Genomic DNA, 15,703 nt, shown 5'->3' with positions numbered 1-15,703 from the left:
CGTTGACACGCCCCCTTCGCCCGCTTAGCCCCGCCTTCCCATGGCGAGCCGGTTGCACGAAATCCAGCATCAAAGCGTGACGATTCAGGCGCCGCTGCCGCTCGACAGCGGACAAAGCCTGCCTTCGGTGACGATCGCCTGGCAAAGCTATGGCGCGCTCAACGCCGACAAGTCGAACGCCGTGCTCATCTGCCACGCGCTCACCGGCGACCAATATGTCGCGAGCGACCATCCCGCGACGGGCAAGCCCGGCTGGTGGGCGCGCATGGTCGGTCCCGGCAAGCCGATCGACACCGACCGTTTCCACGTCATTTGCGCCAATGTGCTCGGCAGCTGCATGGGGTCGAGCGGGCCGGCGAGCCCCGACGCGGCCACCGGCGCGCCGCTCGGCATGGCCTTTCCCGTCATCACCATCGGTGACATGGTGCGCGCGCAGGCGATGCTGCTCGATCATCTCGGTATCGCGCGGCTGCACGCGGTGGTCGGCGGATCGATGGGCGGGATGCAGGCGCTCGCCTGGGCCGCGGCCTTTCCCGATCGGCTCGGCTCGGCGATCGTCATCGCCAGCGCGGCACGCCATTCGGCACAGAATATCGCGTTTCACGAGGTCGGGCGCCAGGCGATCATGGCCGACCCCGACTGGCAGGACGGCCAATATTATGGCAGCGCGCGCGCGCCGACCAAGGGGCTCGCGGTCGCGCGGATGGCGGCGCACATCACCTATTTGTCCGAAGCCGGGCTGACCGAAAAGTTCGGCCGCCGCCTGCAGGCGCGCGCGATCAAGAGCTTTGGTTTCGATGCCGATTTTCAGGTCGAATCCTATTTGCGGCATCAGGGGCTGGCCTTCACCGACCGCTTCGACGCCAACGCCTATCTCTATATCACGCGCGCGATGGACTATTTCGACCTTGCCGAACCGCACGATGGTCGCCTTGCGGGCGCCTTTGCGGGGGCGAAGGATGTGCGCTTCACGCTCGTCAGCTTCGACACCGACTGGCTTTACCCCACCGCCGAATCGCGCCGCATCGTCCAGGCGCTGCAAAGCGTCGGCGCGGCGGCAAGCTTCGTCGAGCTGTCGGCGCCCTTCGGGCACGACAGCTTCCTCCTCGATGTCCCCGCGCTCGACCGGATCGTCGCGGGCGCGCTCGGGGGCGGACGCTGATGGCGCTGCGTCCCGATCTGGCGATCATCGCCGATGCCGTTCCGGCGGGGGCGCGCGTGCTCGACGTCGGCTGCGGCGACGGCGAGTTGATGGTCGCGCTCGGCGCCAAGGGTGTCGACGCGCGCGGGCTGGAGATCGATCCGGCGAATGTCACCGCGGCGATCGCGCGCGGGCAATCGGTGGTGCAGGGCGACGCGAACCGCGACCTCGCCGACTATCCCGACGGCGCGTTCGATTATGCGATCCTGTCGCAGACGTTGCAGACGACCGAGCGCCCCGACCGCGTCGTCGAGGAACTGTTGCGCATCGCGCCGCGCGCTTTCGTGAGCTTTCCCAATTTCGCGCACTGGCGCGTGCGGCTCGCGCTCCTGTGGAACGGCCGGATGCCGGTGACGCGGCTGCTCCCCGTCGCCTGGTACGAAACGCCGAACATCCACCATGTGACGGTCAGCGATTTTCGCGACCTCGTCCGCGCGCGTGGTATCCGGGTCGAGCGTGTCTGGCACCTGTCGGGCGACAAGCCGACGAGCGACGCCGCCGCAAGCTGGCGCGCCGAACATGCGATTTTCCTGATCGCGCGAGGCTAAGTCCCCAAGTCGCAGGCAACAGCGACGGGAGCGTAGCGGATCCGCCGCTAGTCCGCGGCCGACACCTTGTGGCGGGCCATATGCGGGATGAAATCCATCTTGCCGATGGCCAGCCCCGCATCGCGCAGCAAGGCGTACGCCATCGTCACGTGAAAATAGAAGTTCGGCATGATCCAGTCGCGAACATCCTCTTCGGAGGACATCACAAAGCGCACGCCATTCGGCAATGTCAGATCGACCTTTGCTTCGGCGTCCGCCCATCGAGCAGGATCGGTCTGATCAACGAGCGCGCGGACCGCGGCAATCCGCTGACGAACCTCTGCAAGCGACGTGTACGTGGTTTCTTCGAGCGGGACCGTCGTTCCACCGACTTGATTGAGGGCCAGAAGCACCTGGTTCAAAGCGACGCGGAACTGAAGCTCGAGCGGGAACATATCCTCGGTCAGCTGTGCCCTCAGCACGTCGTCCGGCATCTTGGCATCTATAGCCTTGCCGACAAGATGGTCGAGCGTGCCGAGCATGTTGGCAAAAGTCATTCGCGCTGATTGAGCGTAAGGCATCGCATATCCCTGTAAGTGGCCACCGGGCCTTCAATCTCTTTTTTTTAAGCCATTGGCCAGCATATCATTCGCGATCCGCGCAATTTCGGAAATGTCGCTGTCGGTGTCCCACAGCCCGTAACGCATCCCCAGAAACACGTTCATGCCGCCGATCGCCCAGGCGTGGATTTCGCCGACGTCGGCGCGGATTTCGCCGCGCGCGGCGCCGGCCTCCAGTCGCTGCCGGATGCGCTCGACCGTCGTTTCATAGTGGCGGCGATAGCTTTCGTAATCGACGAACTCGGCCTCATCGATGATGCGGTAAATCTCCTTATGCTCGCGCACGAAGCCGAGATAGGATTCGAGCCCGATGCGTTCGGCGCGGATCTCGTCGGGGGCGGCCTGAACGCGCGGCGTCACATGGTCGCGCAATTGCTCGCTCATATAGCGCACGAGCGCCTGGAAGATTTCCTCCTTCGAATCGAAATAGGTATAGAAACTGCCGAGCGCGGTCCCGGCGCGGCGCGTGATCGCGCTGATCGACGCCTCGTGAAAGCCGCGCTCGCCGAACTCGACCGCCGCGGCATCGAGCAGCTTGCGCAGGGTGCGGCGCCCGCGTTCGGTGCGCGGCGTCTTGTCGCGCGCTTCGCTCGCGCCTCCGCCTGGTGCGGCCTGCGGTTGATCCATGGTGCTTCCGCCTCCCCTTCATTCGGCCCGCCCGCCTGCTCAATCGTGGCATTTCTGCACCACTGGCAAGCAAAAAAAGATCGGCGCACATTCCAAGTTGAAACTTGGTTCAGCTTTCATTATTGACTGTGCGACGGCTTGGCAAGCTCCAGGCTCAACGAAAGCAGGGGTGGCGAGGGGCCGCCCGTCATTGGGAGACTTTCATGCGTCCTTTCGCTCGCACGCTGCGCCGCGCCATCCTTGCCACCAGCACGCTTTCGGTGCTCGCCTTCGCTCCTGCCGCCATCGCGCAGGACGCTGGCGTCGAACCCGCCGGTGCCAGCGAGGATAGCGGCGACAATGAAATCATCGTCACCGCGCGCCGTCGCGACGAGCGGCTGATCGACGTGCCGGTCGCGATCACCGCCTATTCGGGTGACGCGCTGGCCAAGGCGGGCGCGATCGACATCACCGACATCGGCGCGACGACGCCGAACACGACGCTGGAGGCGTCGCGCGGCACCAATTCGACGCTCAGCGCCTTCATCCGCGGCGTCGGGCAGCAGGATCCGGTTTCGGGCTTCGAACAGGGCGTCGGCATCTATCTCGACGATGTATACCTCAACCGCCCGCAGGCCGCGGTGCTCGACATTTACGAGGTCGAGCGGATCGAGGTGCTGCGCGGGCCGCAGGGCACGCTTTATGGCCGCAACACGATCGGCGGCGCGGTCAAATATGTGACCAAGCCGCTGCCGCAGGAGTTTTCGCTGAGGATCAAGGGCACCTATGGCAGCTATGACCAGGCCGACCTGGTGGTCAGCGCCAGCGCGCCGGTCAGCGACCTGCTCCGCGTCGGCGTCGCGGGGGCGCGGCTGTCGCGCGGCGGGTTCGGCGACAATCTGACCAACGGGCTCGAAAACTACAACAAGGACGTCTGGGCCGGGCGCGGCACGGTCGAGCTTGGCGGCTATGGCGAGCCGGTGCTCATCCGCATTTCGGGCGATTATACCAAGGACAAGAGCGCGCCGCGCGGCGGCCACCGCCTGATCCCCAGCCTCGCGACGGGCGCCCCCGTCCTCGACAATGTCTTCGACACCCGCGGCGGCCTGAACGACCCCAAACAGGAGATCGAGGCCTATGGCCTCGCCATGAACGTATCCGCCGAGCTCAGCGACACGGTGACGCTGCGGTCGATCAGCGCGTGGCGCAAGGACAAGTCGGCGACCCCGATCGATTTCGACGCGCTGCCCGCGGTCGACGTCGATGTCCCCGGCTTTTATTTCAACGAACAGATCAGCCAGGAACTCCAGCTGCTTTATGAGGGCGATCGCCTGAAGGGCCTGCTCGGCTTCTATTATCTCGACGCGACCGCCGACACCTTGTTCGACGTCCGCATCTTCAACACCTTTGCCGGGCTGACCGCCTTTACCGAGGCCGATGTCGATACCACGACCTTCGCCGTCTTCGGCGATTTCACCTATGATTTCAGCGATCAGTTCAGCCTGTCGGTCGGCGGCCGCTACACCTGGGACAAGCGCACCGCGTCGATCCTGCGCCAGAATTATCTCGGCGGCGGATCGCCCGTCTTCGGCGGCGCGGGCGTGCCCTTCGGCGCACCCAGCACCAATTTCGACGGCAGCCGCAAGTTCAACAAGTTCACCCCGCGCGTCTCGCTCCAATATCAGCCGACGAGCGACCATAATTTCTACGCCAGCTATTCGCAGGGGTTCAAGGGCGGCGGCTTCGATCCGCGCGGCGTCGGCGTCAACGCACCGGCCGCCATTCCGGGCAGCCCGACCGATGCCGAGGTCGCGTCCTTCCTGAGCTTCCTTCCCGAACAGGTCGACAGCTATGAAGTCGGCTACAAGGGCAGCCTGATGGACGGCGCGGTCAACGTCGCGCTCGCGGCCTTCTACGCCGATTATTCGGACGTCCAGATTCCGGGTTCGGTTGCCTGCACCGTCGGCGGCCTGCCGACTTTCTGCGGCGTCGTCTCGAACGCGGGCAAGGCGACTTTCAAGGGGCTGGAGTTCGAAGGCCGCGCGCGCCTTGCCGAAGATATGGCGGCGGCCGGCGATCGGCTGACGCTGTCGACCGCGCTGGGCTATATCGACGCGCAATATAAGGAATATGTCACCAACATCGGCGGCGTACCCACCGATGTCGCCGATTTCCGCGAGGTGCAGAACACGCCGAAATGGACCGCCAGCGGCACGCTCGCCTATTCGACCCCGGTCGGCGACGGCGAGATCCGCTTCGGCACGACGCTGTCCTATCGCAGCAAGACCCACCAGTTCGAAATCCCGAACCCCTATATCGACCAGAAGGGGTTTGCGCTGTGGGATGCGAGCCTGGTCTATACCGCGCCCGACGATCGCTGGAGCCTCGGGCTGTTCGGCAAGAATCTGACGAACAAGAAGTACAAGACCTCGGGCTATACCTTCATCGTCGTCGATCCCGTAACGGGCGTCCCGGCCCTCGGCGCCAACGGCCTGCCGCGCTCGGCACTCGGCACCGAGGGCACGCTCACCGCCTTCTACGGCAACCCGCGGCAGGTTTTCGTCACGGGCACGGTCAAGTTCTGACCGGCGCATTCAATGCCCAGGGGGGGGAAGGGGCGTCCATAGCGGCGCCCCTTTTTTCTGCGCAGGGGCGGCGAAATCATTTCCAAAGGTCAGGAAAGGTCAGCCTTGTGCGGCGGCCCGTTTGCCGCGCCCCGCCGACCATGTCGCGCGCGGATATTGCCCGCACCCATAAGCCGGGCAGTGGCCGCTTTTTTGTCCACATATTGAAGGAGCCGACACGAACGCTGGCACAGCCGAGCCATGTAGGACAGCGTTTTTTTGGCGGTGGATGTCGGACTTGCGTGGTTAGCGGACCGTTCCCGCTTTCCGTTTGTGTCGAGCGAAGTCGAGACACCCATCGGCATCAAGCCTAGCCCGAGAGGCATCTTGACTTCGCTCGATGCGAACGGGTTGGGGACGCGGCGACGGCCAGGTCCGGCCGAAACCCGGCGTCAGTCACCCAGCCGCGGCGCTCCGCCCGACGCGACCATGCGTTCGCCGTCAATGACGATCGGACTGGCCACGCCGTCGATCGCCGCGCCGTCGGGGCGGAAACGCATCCCGCGCGCGATCACCTGCGGGTCGGCGAACAGCTGCGCGAGGTCGTTGATCGGCCCCGCGGGCACACCCTCGGCCTCGAGCGCCAGCGACAGCGGCTGCGCCTCCCAGGTCGCAATCTTCGCCGCAAGCAGCGGGATCAGTTCGTCGCGGTTCGCCAGCCGCGCGGCATTGGTGGCAAAGCGCGAATCCGCGCCCCATTCGGGCACGCCCAGAATCGCGCAGAGCCTGCGATATTGCGCGTCGTTGCCCACCGCGATCACCAGCTGACCGTCGGCGGTGGCAAAGACCTGATAGGGAACGACATTGGCATGCGCATTGCCCATTCGTTTCGGCGCGACGCCGCTCGCGAGAAAATTGGCCGCCTGATTGGCGAGCACCGCCACCTGCGAATCGAGCAGCGCCATGTCGATATGCGCGCCCGATCCCGTGACGTCACGCCGCCTTAACGCCGCGAGCACCGCCACAGCCGAATAGAGACCGGTGAAAATGTCGGCATAGGCGATCCCCGCCTTTTGCGGCGGCCCGTCGGGCTCGCCGGTCAGCGACATGAAGCCGCTCATCGCCTGGATGATATAGTCATAGCCCGCACGGTGCGCATAGGGGCCGGTCTGTCCGAAGCCGGTGATCGAGCAGACGATCAGCCGCGGAAAATCGGCGCGCAGCGCCGCGGGGTCGAGGCCATATTTGGCGAGCCCGCCGACCTTGTAATTTTCGATGACGACATCGGCATCGGCGAGCAGCGCGCGCGCCTCGGCCTGCCCTTCGGCGCTCGCAATATCGACGGCGACGCTGCGCTTGCCGCGGTTGCAGCTGTGGTAATAGGCGGCGCCGAGATGCTCGCCATCGTCGCCGGTGACGAAGGGCGGCCCCCATTCGCGCGTGTCGTCGCCCGCGCCCGGCCGTTCGACCTTGACCACCTCGGCTCCCAGATCGGCGAGCAATTGCCCGCACCACGGGCCCGCGAGCACCCGCGCCAGCTCGACGACGCGGATGCCCTCCAGCGGTTTCGGATCAGGCAAAGGCCGAAATGCCCGTGATCGCCCGGCCAAGGATCAGCGCGTGGACGTCGTGCGTCCCTTCATAGGTGTTCACCGTTTCGAGATTCACCGCGTGGCGGATGACATGATAATCGGCCGAAATGCCGTTGCCGCCGTGCATGTCGCGCGCGGTGCGCGCGATGTCGAGCGCCTTGCCGCAATTGTTGCGTTTCAGGAAACTGATCATGTCGGGGGCCAGATGCCCTTCGTCGATCAGCCGGCCGACGCGCAGCGCCGCCTGGGTGCCAAGCGCGATCTCGGTGAGCATGTTGGCGAGCTTCAACTGCACGATCTGGTTCGCGGCGAGCGGGCGCCCGAACTGCTTGCGCTCGAGCGTATAATTGCGCGCCGCTTCATAGCAGAACTCCGCCGCGCCCATCGCGCCCCAGCCGATGCCATAGCGCGCGCGGTTGAGGCAACCGAATGGCCCCTTGAGCCCCGATACGTGCGGCAGAAGCGCATCCTCGCCGACCTCGACGCCGTCCATGACGATCTCGCCGGTGACCGACGCGCGCAAGGACACCTTGCCCTCGATCTTCGGCGCCGACAGGCCCTTCATCCCCTTTTCGAGCAGGAAGCCGCGGATCGCGCCGCCGTGCGCGTCGGACTTCGCCCACACGACAAAGACGTCGGCGATCGGCGAATTGGTGATCCACATCTTCGCGCCCTTGAGGCGATAGCCGCCTTCGATCTTTTCGGCGCGCGTGCGCATCCCGGCGGGATCGCTGCCGGCGTCGGGTTCGGTCAGGCCGAAGCAGCCGACGAGTTCGCCCGAAGTCAGTCCGGGCAGGAAGTTGCGCTTCTGTTCCTCGCTGCCATAGGCGTTGATCGGATGGATCACGAGGCTGCTCTGCACCGAACAGGCTGAGCGGTATCCCGAATCGATGCGCTCGACCTCGCGCGCGATCAGCCCGTAGGAGACATAATTGAGCCCCGCGCCGCCATATTCGGGATCGATCGTCGCGCCGAGCAGTCCGAGCCGACCCATTTCCGACATGATTTCACGGTCGAAGCGTTCGTCGAGAAAGGCCGAGGTCACGCGCGGGAGCAGTTCGCCCTCCGCATAGGAGCGCGCGGCGTCGCGGATCATCCGCTCCTCCTCGCTCAGCTGTGCATCGAGCGCGAGGGGATCGAGCGGGTCGAGCGCTTCGATGCGCTGCGGATCGGCGAGGGCCATGGAAAGGGCTTTCCTAAAGACGGCGGCACCCCTTGAAGGAATGCGCGCTACGGGGTCGGGGCGGCCGTTTTTTCGGCCAGCGCGGCAGCAGGGCTGTCGCGCGGTTCCAATATCGCCGCGGTCTCGATCAGGTCAAGCGCGCGCCGTGCTTCGTGATAACGGCGCGCGTCGATCAGCCATTCGCCCGCGGCGTCGACGCCGGGCATTGCCTCGACCTCGGCAATCGCCTTGTCGGCCTGTCCGGCGGCGAGGTAGCGGCGCGCGCGGTCGAGCCGTTCAGACGCGCGGGGCGACTGCGTGCCCGCCGCGCGCACAACGAACAATTCGCCGAGTTCGCGGCGCAGTCCGGTCCACAAGCTGCCGCCCGATTCGCTGCTGCGACCGACGAGCTGCGGCGCGAGGGCATCGAGCTGCGTGCGCAATTGTTCGAGCGTCACCGGATCGCGCGAGGTATCGATGATCGTCTTGACCGCATTGGGCTGATCGTCGCCGAAACGCAGGCGAAGCTGCGCATCGAGATAGCCGAGCGACAATCCGCGGTCGAGCGCGCGGCGCACGGCAAAAGCGACGAGCAGCCCCTCGGCGCGCGACGCATTGCCCGACGCCGACTCGGCCTGGAGCGTGATGCGTGACAACCGCTGTTCGAGCTCGGCGACGCGCGCCGCCAGCGCACCGGCGCCATCGACCGGAGCAATGACGAGCGGCGCCCCCGCTTCGGCCGCCTTGACCGCATCGCCCGCGATCAGCAGCGGATCGACCCCGGCCTTCGGCGTCGCCGCCGTCCGCGCCGCCGGAGCGCTGGCGTCGGTCAACCAGCGGTTCACCGCCCATCCGCCCCCCACGACCCCGATCAGAAGCGCCAGAAAGGCGGCGATGGCGAGGGCTCGAAACGATAGCCCCCGTGCGGGGACCGCCTCGCCCACGGACGAGGAAGTATCGAGATTGTCGATTGCCATATGTCTCTTTCGAACGACCCTATTTCGCACCCTTGTGCCACAAAGCGCGCGCCTGTGCCAACATTGCGGCATCATTCGCCTCCGCCGCCACGGCACAGACGCGCCACCCCGCACCCGCAGCCTGCGCGACCGCCGCGCTGATCGCCACCAGCGACAGATGCCCGCGCGCCGTCCCCGCCAGTGCTGCAACCCGCTCCGCCGCGCGCGCCGAATGCGCGAGCAATATCGCCGGCGCCGCGATCAGCGCGCTCCACGCCGGGGGCGGGTCGACCGGATCGACCGCATAACAGGGCAGCGGCGCCAGCATCGCGTCGCCAACCCGAAGCGCCGTTCGGTCGCGCCCGCAAAGCCACAGGATTCGCGCGATTTCAGATGATGTCATGTCGTCAAGAAGCCGCTCGGCGCCAGCCGCCCCGGCCATCGCGACGGTCAGCCCCGCCGCTCGCGCGGCCTCCGCCGTGGCCGGGCCGACGGCATAGGCGGGAAGCGATGCGAGCGCGCCCAGCCCCGGCCCGGCGAGCCGCGCGGCAAAGGCGCTGGTCAGCAGCAGCGCGTCGAAATCGGCGGCGTCGGGCGGGGTCCAGTCGAGCGGCCGCGCGGCGAACAGCGGCATCGCATGAACATCAAAACCCAGCGCACGCGCACGCGCGACCGTCGCCGCATTGCCCGGTTCGGGGCGCGTGACGATCAGCGGCGCGCCGTCGCTCATGTCGCGAACAACCGCCGGATGCTCGGCGGCGCTTCGGCCAGCAGCCGATGCCCCAGCGCCGCGACGACCCCGGCGTCGGTGACGATGACATGCCCCGCGACATGATCGGCGCCATCTTCGGAGAAAATCTCTGCATCGAGGCGGAGAACGCCGTCCGCCTGCCACTCCGCATAGGCCGCGACCGGCGAGCGGCAATCGCCGCCGAGCACCGCGAGCAGGGCGCGTTCGGCGGCGACGGCGCGATGCGTCGGCGCATGGTCGATCGCGGCGAGCAGCGCGATGGTTGCCGCGTCGTCGGCGCGGCATTCGATGCCGATCGCGCCCTGCGACGCCGCCGGCAGCAGCAGTTCCGTGCCCTGCACAGCGCCGATGTCGTGCATCCCCAGCCGTTCGAGCCCCGCCGCGGCGAGCAGGGTCGCGTCGGCCTCGCCCGCGGCGAGCTTGGCGAGCCGCGTCGCGACATTGCCGCGCAGCAACACCGTGTCGAGATCGGGGCGCAGCCGCCGCACCTGCGCCGCGCGCCGCGGGCTGCTCGTCCCCAGCCGGGCGCCGTGCGGCAGCTCGGAAATCTTTTGCGCGGCAATCCCCTCGCGCACCACCAGCCGGTCGCGCGGATCGGCGCGCTCGAGCATCGCGCCCAGGAAAAAGCGCGCGTCGCGCAGCGTTTCGACATCCTTGAGCGAATGGACGGCGACGTCGATCGTCCCCGCATCGAGCGCGGCGTCAAGCTCGCGCGTCCACAGCGCCTTGCCGCCAACCTCGGCGAGCGCGCGATCCTGAATCCGGTCGCCCGTCGCGGTCATCGGCACGATTTCGAGCGCCGCCATGGCGAGCCCGTGCGCCGCGATCAGAGCGGCCGCCGCCATATGCGCCTGCGCCATCGCCAGCGGCGAGGCGCGCGTGCCGATGCGAAGCGGGTTGTCGGGGGTCGCAAGCTCGTTCATCCGGCTGCTGCTAGCGCGGCTTGCCCTTCCGATAAAGGGGCGGGTAAAGGAACGCGCGACAATATGACCCTGATCCTCGGCCTCGAATCGAGCTGCGACGAAACGGCAGCGGCGCTTGTCACCGGCGACCGGCGCGTCCTCGCGCACCGCGTTGCGGGACAGGAGGCCGAACACCGGCCCTATGGCGGCGTGGTACCCGAAATCGCCGCGCGCGCGCATGTCGACCGGCTCGCGCCGATCGTCGAAGGCGTGCTCGATGACGCGGGCGTGACGCTCGCCGACGTCGATGCGATCGCAGCGACCGCCGGGCCGGGGCTGATCGGCGGGGTGATGGTCGGCCTCGTCACCGGCAAGGCGCTGGCGCACGCCGCGAACAAGCCGCTGATCGCGGTCAACCATCTCGAGGGCCATGCGCTCAGCCCGCGGCTCGCCGATCCGACCCTCGACTTTCCCTATCTGCTGCTGCTCGTCTCGGGCGGGCATTGCCAGTTGCTGCTCGTAAAGGGCGTCGGCGATTATCGCCGTCTCGCCACCACGATCGACGATGCCGCGGGCGAGGCGTTCGACAAGACCGCCAAGCTGCTCGGCCTCGGCTATCCGGGTGGTCCCGCGGTCGAACGCATCGCGGCCGAAGGCGACCCGCACGCCGTGCCGCTGCCGCGCCCGCTCGTCGGCAGCGCCGAGCCGCATTTCTCCTTTGCCGGGCTGAAAAGCGCGGTCGCGCGCGCCGCGGCGAGCGGAACCCATGACGTTGCCGATCTCGCTGCCTCGTTCCAGCAGGCCGTCGTCGACTGCCTCGTCGATCGCAGCCGCGGCGCGCTCGCGGCGTGCCCCGATGCCAGGGCCTTCGTCGTCGCGGGCGGCGTCGCGGCCAATGGCGCGATCCGCACCGCGCTCACCGACCTCGCCGCGCGCTTCGACAAGCCCTTCGTCGCGCCGCCGCTGTGGCTCTGCACCGACAATGGCGCGATGATCGCCTGGGCGGGCGCCGAACGCTTTGCCGCGGGGCTGACCGACCCGCTCGATACTGCGGCGCGCCCGCGCTGGCCGCTCGACCCCGCAGCCGAAGCAGTGCGCGGCGCGGGAGTGAAAGCATGACGTCGTATCGCAATTTCGGCATTGTCGGCGGCGGAGCGTGGGGCACCGCGCTGGCGCAGCTCCTCGCCGCCGATGGCGCGCCGGTGCGCCTGTGGGCGCGCGAGGCCGATGTGGTCGCCGCGATCAATGCCGAGCATCGCAATCCGGTCTTCCTTCCCGGCGCGCCGCTCTCCTCGTCGCTCACCGCCACCACCGATCTGGCGGCGATGACCGATCTCGACGCGCTGCTGGTCGTCGTCCCCGTGCCCTATCTGCGCGCCGTGCTCACCGAACTGCCGCCGGGCGACGCGCCGCTGGTCTTTTGCAGCAAGGGGATGGAGGCGGGCAGTTTCGCCTTCCCGGTCGACATGGCGCGCGACCTGGCGCCCGGTCGCCCGCACGCGGTGCTGTCGGGCCCGACCTTTGCGCATGAAGTCGCCGCCGGCCTGCCGACCGCGATCACGCTCGCCGCCGCCGACCCCGCGCTCGCCACCGAGCTTGCGCAGGCGCTCGCGCGCCCGCATTTCCGCCCCTATGTGTCGACCGACGTGATCGGCGCCGAAATCGGCGGGGCGGTCAAGAACATCCTCGCGATCGCGTGCGGCATCGTCGAAGGGGCGGGACTCGGGCTCAACGCGCGCGCGGCGCTGATCAGCCGGGGCTTTGCCGAAATGACGCGCTTCGGCCTGTCGCGCGGGGCAAAGGCCGAAACGCTCGCGGGTCTCGCCGGGCTCGGCGACCTCGTGCTCACCTGCACCTCCGCCAATTCGCGCAATTTCGCGCTTGGTCAGGGACTGGGACGCGGCGAGGCGATCGAGACGCTGATGGCCGACCGGCGCACGATCGCCGAGGGCGCATTCAGCGCCCCGGTCGTCGCCGCTGCGGCGCGTGCCGACGGGGTCGACATGCCGATCACCGACACCGTCGCGCGCCTCGTCGCGGGCGAGATGCGCGTCGCCGACGCCATTCAGGCCCTGCTCAGCCGCCCGCTGCGACCCGAAGGGCAATGACAGATTTCCACCGATTGCCTGCCCCTTCCCGCCGCGCTAGGATGCCCGCCGGGGATCAGCAGAAGGGGCGCGAGGCTTGAGCCAGACGGACAGCGCAGCCGCGCCCCTTTCGCCCCGTGCATCGCCGCAGGACGCCGACACCGTTGCGCTTGCCAAGGGCGGGCGCACCAACTTTTTCGGCTTCATCCTGCGCCTCGTCGCGCGCCTGCCCTTTCTCTATGTCGCGGGCCGCTGGTACGGGCCCGAAGCGGTCGGGCGTTTCGCCTTTGCGGTGCTGGTCATCGAACTTGTCGCGCAGCTCGCGACGCTCGGCCTCAAGCGCGGCCTCGCCGAACAGCTGAGCGCGCCCGGCGCCGACCAGCGCACCGTCGTCTGGGACGGCATGTTCGTGGCGTTCCTGGCCTCGGCCGCGGGATCGGTGCTGCTCCTCCTGCTGCCGCAGCTCATGTATCCCGCGGGCAACATCAACGAAATCGACCGCTGGATGGCGTGCCTCGTCTTTGTGATCGCGGGGACCGACATCGCCCTGGCCGCGTGCGCCTACAAGTTCGACATCGGCGCCACGGTGCGCGCGCGCGCGATCGTCGAACCGTGGGTGATCAGCGCCGCGGCGGCGGGATTCTGGTTCGTGTCGGCCGAAAACGGGCTGATGCTGTCCTATGCCGCGGCGATGCTCGGCGCCTTCCTGACCGCGCTCATCCCGATGGTCCGCCATTTCGGAGGGCCGGGCGTATGGCGACCGCACCCCGCGCAGCTCATCACGCTGGCGCGGCGCAACGCCCCGCTCGCCGCCGCCGACGCGATCGAATGGGGGACACGCCGCCTCGACCTCTTCATCCTTGGCCAGTTCACCTCGCCGACGATCTACGGCATCTATTATATGGCGCAGCAGGTCGCCTCGCTGCCGCAAAAGCTCAAGACGAGCTTCGAGCCGATTCTCGGCCCCGTCATCACGCGCAATCTCGCCGAAAAGCGGCTTTCCGCGGTCGCGGCGCAGGTGAGCCAGGTCGGCTTCTGGATCATCGCCGCGCAAGCCGGGGTCGCGCTGGCGCTCGGCATTCCCGGTGAGGCGGTGATGGGGCTCGTCGGTCCCGAGTTTGTGAGCGGCACCGCCGCGCTCGCCTTCCTGCTCGCCGCCGAGGTCGTCGCTGCCACCGCCGTGGTCAGCGAAGCGGCGCTCGTCTATGTCGCGCGCCACCGCAACCTGCTCATCAGCATCGCGACGCTCGCGCTGCAGGCGGCGCTCAGCGTCGCACTGATCCTGATCGCGCAGTCGATGGGCTTGCCGCCGATCTATTATGCCGCGGCGGTCGCGCTCGCGCTGATGATCGCGCTCGGCTTTGCGTCGCTGGTCAAGGCGCGCCTCCTCTCGCACATCCTTGGCGCGCCGGTGAACAGCCTGCGCTGGGCGCTCGTCTGGGCGACCACCGGCGCCACGGTGCTCGGCTGGGGCGCGACGCAGCTTCCCGAATGGGCCGAGCTGCTGATCGGCGTCCCCGTCATCCTCGGCATCTATGGCTGGCTGATCTGGACGCGCGGCTTCGGCCCCGCCGACCGCGAGCTGTTCAAGAAGCACCCGCCGGACAAGGTCGTGGCGGTTTGACAGTCAGACGGCGGCTTCGGGGCGGTGAGCGGGCTGCCACCTCCCCGTCGCTGCGCGACAGCGACGATTGGGGAGCCACCTGCGACCACTTTCGGGTCCTATCCCAGTCGCGCAGCGACCTTCGCCTTGAGGTCGGTCTGCGCACGCGGCCCGACCTGCGCGATGATCTCGCGCGCGCACACCGCACCCATCGTCAGGCAATCGGCGATCGGGCGCCCCTCGGCGAGGCCCGACAGAAATCCGGCAGCAAACAGGTCGCCCGCGCCCGTGGTATCGACGACCGTTTCAATGGGTTCGGCGGGGACTTCGGTGCGGACGCCGCCCTGGATCGCCAGCGCGCCGTGCGAGCCGCGCGTGACGACGAGCAAAGGCACCTGCGGCGCGATCCTGGCGACCGCCGCCTCGAAATCCTGCGTTTCGGCGAGCGCGCGGATTTCGACCTCGTTCGCAAAGAGGATGTCGAACAGCCCCTCGGCGATCAGCGCGCGGAAATCGGGCCCGTGGCGCTCGATGATGAAGGCGTCCGAGAGGGTGAAGGCGACCTTGCGCCCTGCTGCGCGCGCGACGTCGATCGCGCGCCGCATCGCCGCGCGCGACAGCGGCGGATCCCAGAGATAGCCTTCGAGATAGAGGATTTCGGCGTCGGCGATCCACGCCTCGTCGATCATCACCCGATCGAGCAAATGGCTCGCACCCAGAAAGGTGTTCATCGTCCGCTGCCCGTCGGGGGTGACAAGGATCAGGCAGCGCGCGGTCGGCGCGCCGTCCTTGAGCGCCGGGGTTTCATAGGCGACGCCGAGCGCGCGCAGATCGTGGGTGAATACCGCGCCGAGCTGGTCGTCGGCGACCTGCCCGATGAAGGCACAGCGTTCGCCGAGCGCCGCCATGCCCGCGAGCGTGTTCGCCGCCGACCCGCCCGACATTTCGATCGCCGGGCCCATTGCGGCATAGAGGCGCTCGGCCTCGGCGCCATCGATCAGCCGCATCGACCCCTTGGTCAGCCCCTCGGCCTCGATCAGCGCATCGTCGGCGCGGGCAAGGACATCGACGATTGCATTGCCGATCGCGACGACATCGAAACGGGCGGTGGCGGCCATGAATAATCCTGTGC

14 protein-coding genes are annotated in these 15,703 nt (G+C 67.9%); 6 read left to right on the top strand and 8 right to left on the bottom strand.

Annotated features, from left to right (window positions below; genetic code table 11):
• Positions 1-40 precede the first annotated feature (40 nt).
• Entirely contained in the window at positions 41-1,162 is a 1,122-nt protein-coding gene (locus tag SALA_RS14675) for a homoserine O-acetyltransferase MetX (RefSeq protein WP_011543155.1), read from the top strand.
• Entirely contained in the window at positions 1,162-1,749 is a 588-nt protein-coding gene (gene metW, locus SALA_RS14670) for a methionine biosynthesis protein MetW (RefSeq protein ID WP_011543154.1), read from the top strand. Before SALA_RS14675 ends, metW begins: the two co-directional genes overlap by 1 nt.
• Before the next feature lie 47 nt (positions 1,750-1,796).
• Here metW and SALA_RS14665 read toward each other — a convergent pair whose 3' ends face one another.
• On the bottom strand, positions 1,797-2,285 hold the full coding sequence (locus tag SALA_RS14665) for a DUF1993 domain-containing protein (protein WP_272940677.1): 489 nt from the start codon (positions 2,283-2,285) through the stop codon (positions 1,797-1,799).
• Between the two features lie 54 nt (positions 2,286-2,339).
• On the bottom strand, positions 2,340-2,975 hold the full coding sequence (locus SALA_RS14660; RefSeq protein WP_011543152.1) for a TetR/AcrR family transcriptional regulator: 636 nt from the start codon (positions 2,973-2,975) through the stop codon (positions 2,340-2,342).
• A gap of 203 nt (positions 2,976-3,178) precedes the next feature.
• Between SALA_RS14660 and SALA_RS14655 the strand changes: the two genes are divergently transcribed.
• A complete protein-coding gene (locus tag SALA_RS14655; protein WP_011543151.1) occupies positions 3,179-5,539 on the top strand; it encodes a TonB-dependent receptor in 2,361 nt (786 codons plus the stop codon).
• A gap of 431 nt (positions 5,540-5,970) precedes the next feature.
• On the opposite strand, the gene SALA_RS14650 is transcribed toward SALA_RS14655, so the two are convergent.
• The 5 genes from SALA_RS14650 to hemC are packed head-to-tail and all read right to left on the bottom strand — an operon-like array spanning position 5,971 to position 10,902.
• A complete protein-coding gene (locus SALA_RS14650) occupies positions 5,971-7,098 on the bottom strand; it encodes a CaiB/BaiF CoA transferase family protein (protein WP_011543149.1) in 1,128 nt (375 codons plus the stop codon).
• Positions 7,091-8,293: an acyl-CoA dehydrogenase gene (locus SALA_RS14645; protein WP_011543148.1), complete on the bottom strand. Its 1,203-nt coding sequence runs from the start codon at positions 8,291-8,293 to the stop codon at positions 7,091-7,093. The genes SALA_RS14650 and SALA_RS14645 overlap by 8 nt, the downstream gene beginning before the upstream one ends.
• 47 nt (positions 8,294-8,340) lie before the next feature.
• Entirely contained in the window at positions 8,341-9,249 is a 909-nt protein-coding gene (locus tag SALA_RS14640; protein WP_011543147.1) for a hypothetical protein, read from the bottom strand.
• Between the two features lie 19 nt (positions 9,250-9,268).
• Positions 9,269-9,958, bottom strand: a complete 690-nt coding sequence (locus SALA_RS14635; RefSeq protein WP_011543146.1) for a uroporphyrinogen-III synthase — start codon at positions 9,956-9,958, stop codon at positions 9,269-9,271.
• On the bottom strand, positions 9,955-10,902 hold the full coding sequence (gene hemC / locus SALA_RS14630) for a hydroxymethylbilane synthase (RefSeq protein ID WP_011543145.1): 948 nt from the start codon (positions 10,900-10,902) through the stop codon (positions 9,955-9,957). Before hemC ends, SALA_RS14635 begins: the two co-directional genes overlap by 4 nt.
• 63 nt (positions 10,903-10,965) lie before the next feature.
• On the opposite strand from hemC, the gene tsaD reads away from it, so the two are divergent.
• The 3 genes from tsaD (at position 10,966) to SALA_RS14615 (ending at position 14,592) form a co-directional block, all read left to right on the top strand.
• Positions 10,966-12,000 carry a tRNA (adenosine(37)-N6)-threonylcarbamoyltransferase complex transferase subunit TsaD gene (tsaD, locus tag SALA_RS14625; protein WP_011543144.1) on the top strand — a complete coding sequence of 345 codons (1,035 nt, stop codon included), beginning with the start codon at positions 10,966-10,968 and terminating at the stop codon, positions 11,998-12,000.
• On the top strand, positions 11,997-12,989 hold the full coding sequence (locus SALA_RS14620; RefSeq protein ID WP_011543143.1) for an NAD(P)H-dependent glycerol-3-phosphate dehydrogenase: 993 nt from the start codon (positions 11,997-11,999) through the stop codon (positions 12,987-12,989). The genes tsaD and SALA_RS14620 overlap by 4 nt, the downstream gene beginning before the upstream one ends.
• Before the next feature lie 76 nt (positions 12,990-13,065).
• Positions 13,066-14,592 (top strand): lipopolysaccharide biosynthesis protein, encoded by a 1,527-nt coding sequence (locus tag SALA_RS14615; RefSeq protein WP_011543142.1) that lies wholly within the window; start codon positions 13,066-13,068, stop codon positions 14,590-14,592.
• Positions 14,593-14,690: 98 nt separating this feature from the next.
• Here the strand turns inward: SALA_RS14615 and SALA_RS14610 are convergent, their stop codons facing one another.
• Positions 14,691-15,689 carry an adenosine kinase gene (locus SALA_RS14610; RefSeq protein WP_011543141.1) on the bottom strand — a complete coding sequence of 333 codons (999 nt, stop codon included), beginning with the start codon at positions 15,687-15,689 and terminating at the stop codon, positions 14,691-14,693.
• Positions 15,690-15,703 lie beyond the last annotated feature (14 nt).

The sequence above is a fragment of the Sphingopyxis alaskensis RB2256 genome, assembly GCF_000013985.1.
Taxonomy (GTDB): domain Bacteria; phylum Pseudomonadota; class Alphaproteobacteria; order Sphingomonadales; family Sphingomonadaceae; genus Sphingopyxis; species Sphingopyxis alaskensis.
Note: the sequence above shows the minus strand (reverse complement) of the source record. Positions and strands in the feature narration are given on the sequence as shown.

What these genes read in the sequence shown, in the direction of transcription:
- SALA_RS14675 (WP_011543155.1), top strand. Translation starts at nt 41, where the DNA reads ATGGCGAGCCGGTTGCACGAAATCCAGCATCAAAGCGTGACGATTCAG.
- metW (WP_011543154.1), top strand. Translation starts at nt 1,162, where the DNA reads ATGGCGCTGCGTCCCGATCTGGCGATCATCGCCGATGCCGTTCCGGCG.
- SALA_RS14665 (WP_272940677.1), bottom strand. Translation starts at nt 2,285, where the DNA reads ATGACTTTTGCCAACATGCTCGGCACGCTCGACCATCTTGTCGGCAAG.
- SALA_RS14660 (WP_011543152.1), bottom strand. Translation starts at nt 2,975, where the DNA reads ATGGATCAACCGCAGGCCGCACCAGGCGGAGGCGCGAGCGAAGCGCGC.
- SALA_RS14655 (WP_011543151.1), top strand. Translation starts at nt 3,179, where the DNA reads ATGCGTCCTTTCGCTCGCACGCTGCGCCGCGCCATCCTTGCCACCAGC.
- SALA_RS14645 (WP_011543148.1), bottom strand. Translation starts at nt 8,293, where the DNA reads ATGGCCCTCGCCGATCCGCAGCGCATCGAAGCGCTCGACCCGCTCGAT.
- SALA_RS14640 (WP_011543147.1), bottom strand. Translation starts at nt 9,249, where the DNA reads ATGGCAATCGACAATCTCGATACTTCCTCGTCCGTGGGCGAGGCGGTC.
- SALA_RS14635 (WP_011543146.1), bottom strand. Translation starts at nt 9,958, where the DNA reads ATGAGCGACGGCGCGCCGCTGATCGTCACGCGCCCCGAACCGGGCAAT.
- hemC (WP_011543145.1), bottom strand. Translation starts at nt 10,902, where the DNA reads ATGAACGAGCTTGCGACCCCCGACAACCCGCTTCGCATCGGCACGCGC.
- tsaD (WP_011543144.1), top strand. Translation starts at nt 10,966, where the DNA reads ATGACCCTGATCCTCGGCCTCGAATCGAGCTGCGACGAAACGGCAGCG.
- SALA_RS14620 (WP_011543143.1), top strand. Translation starts at nt 11,997, where the DNA reads ATGACGTCGTATCGCAATTTCGGCATTGTCGGCGGCGGAGCGTGGGGC.
- SALA_RS14610 (WP_011543141.1), bottom strand. Translation starts at nt 15,689, where the DNA reads ATGGCCGCCACCGCCCGTTTCGATGTCGTCGCGATCGGCAATGCAATC.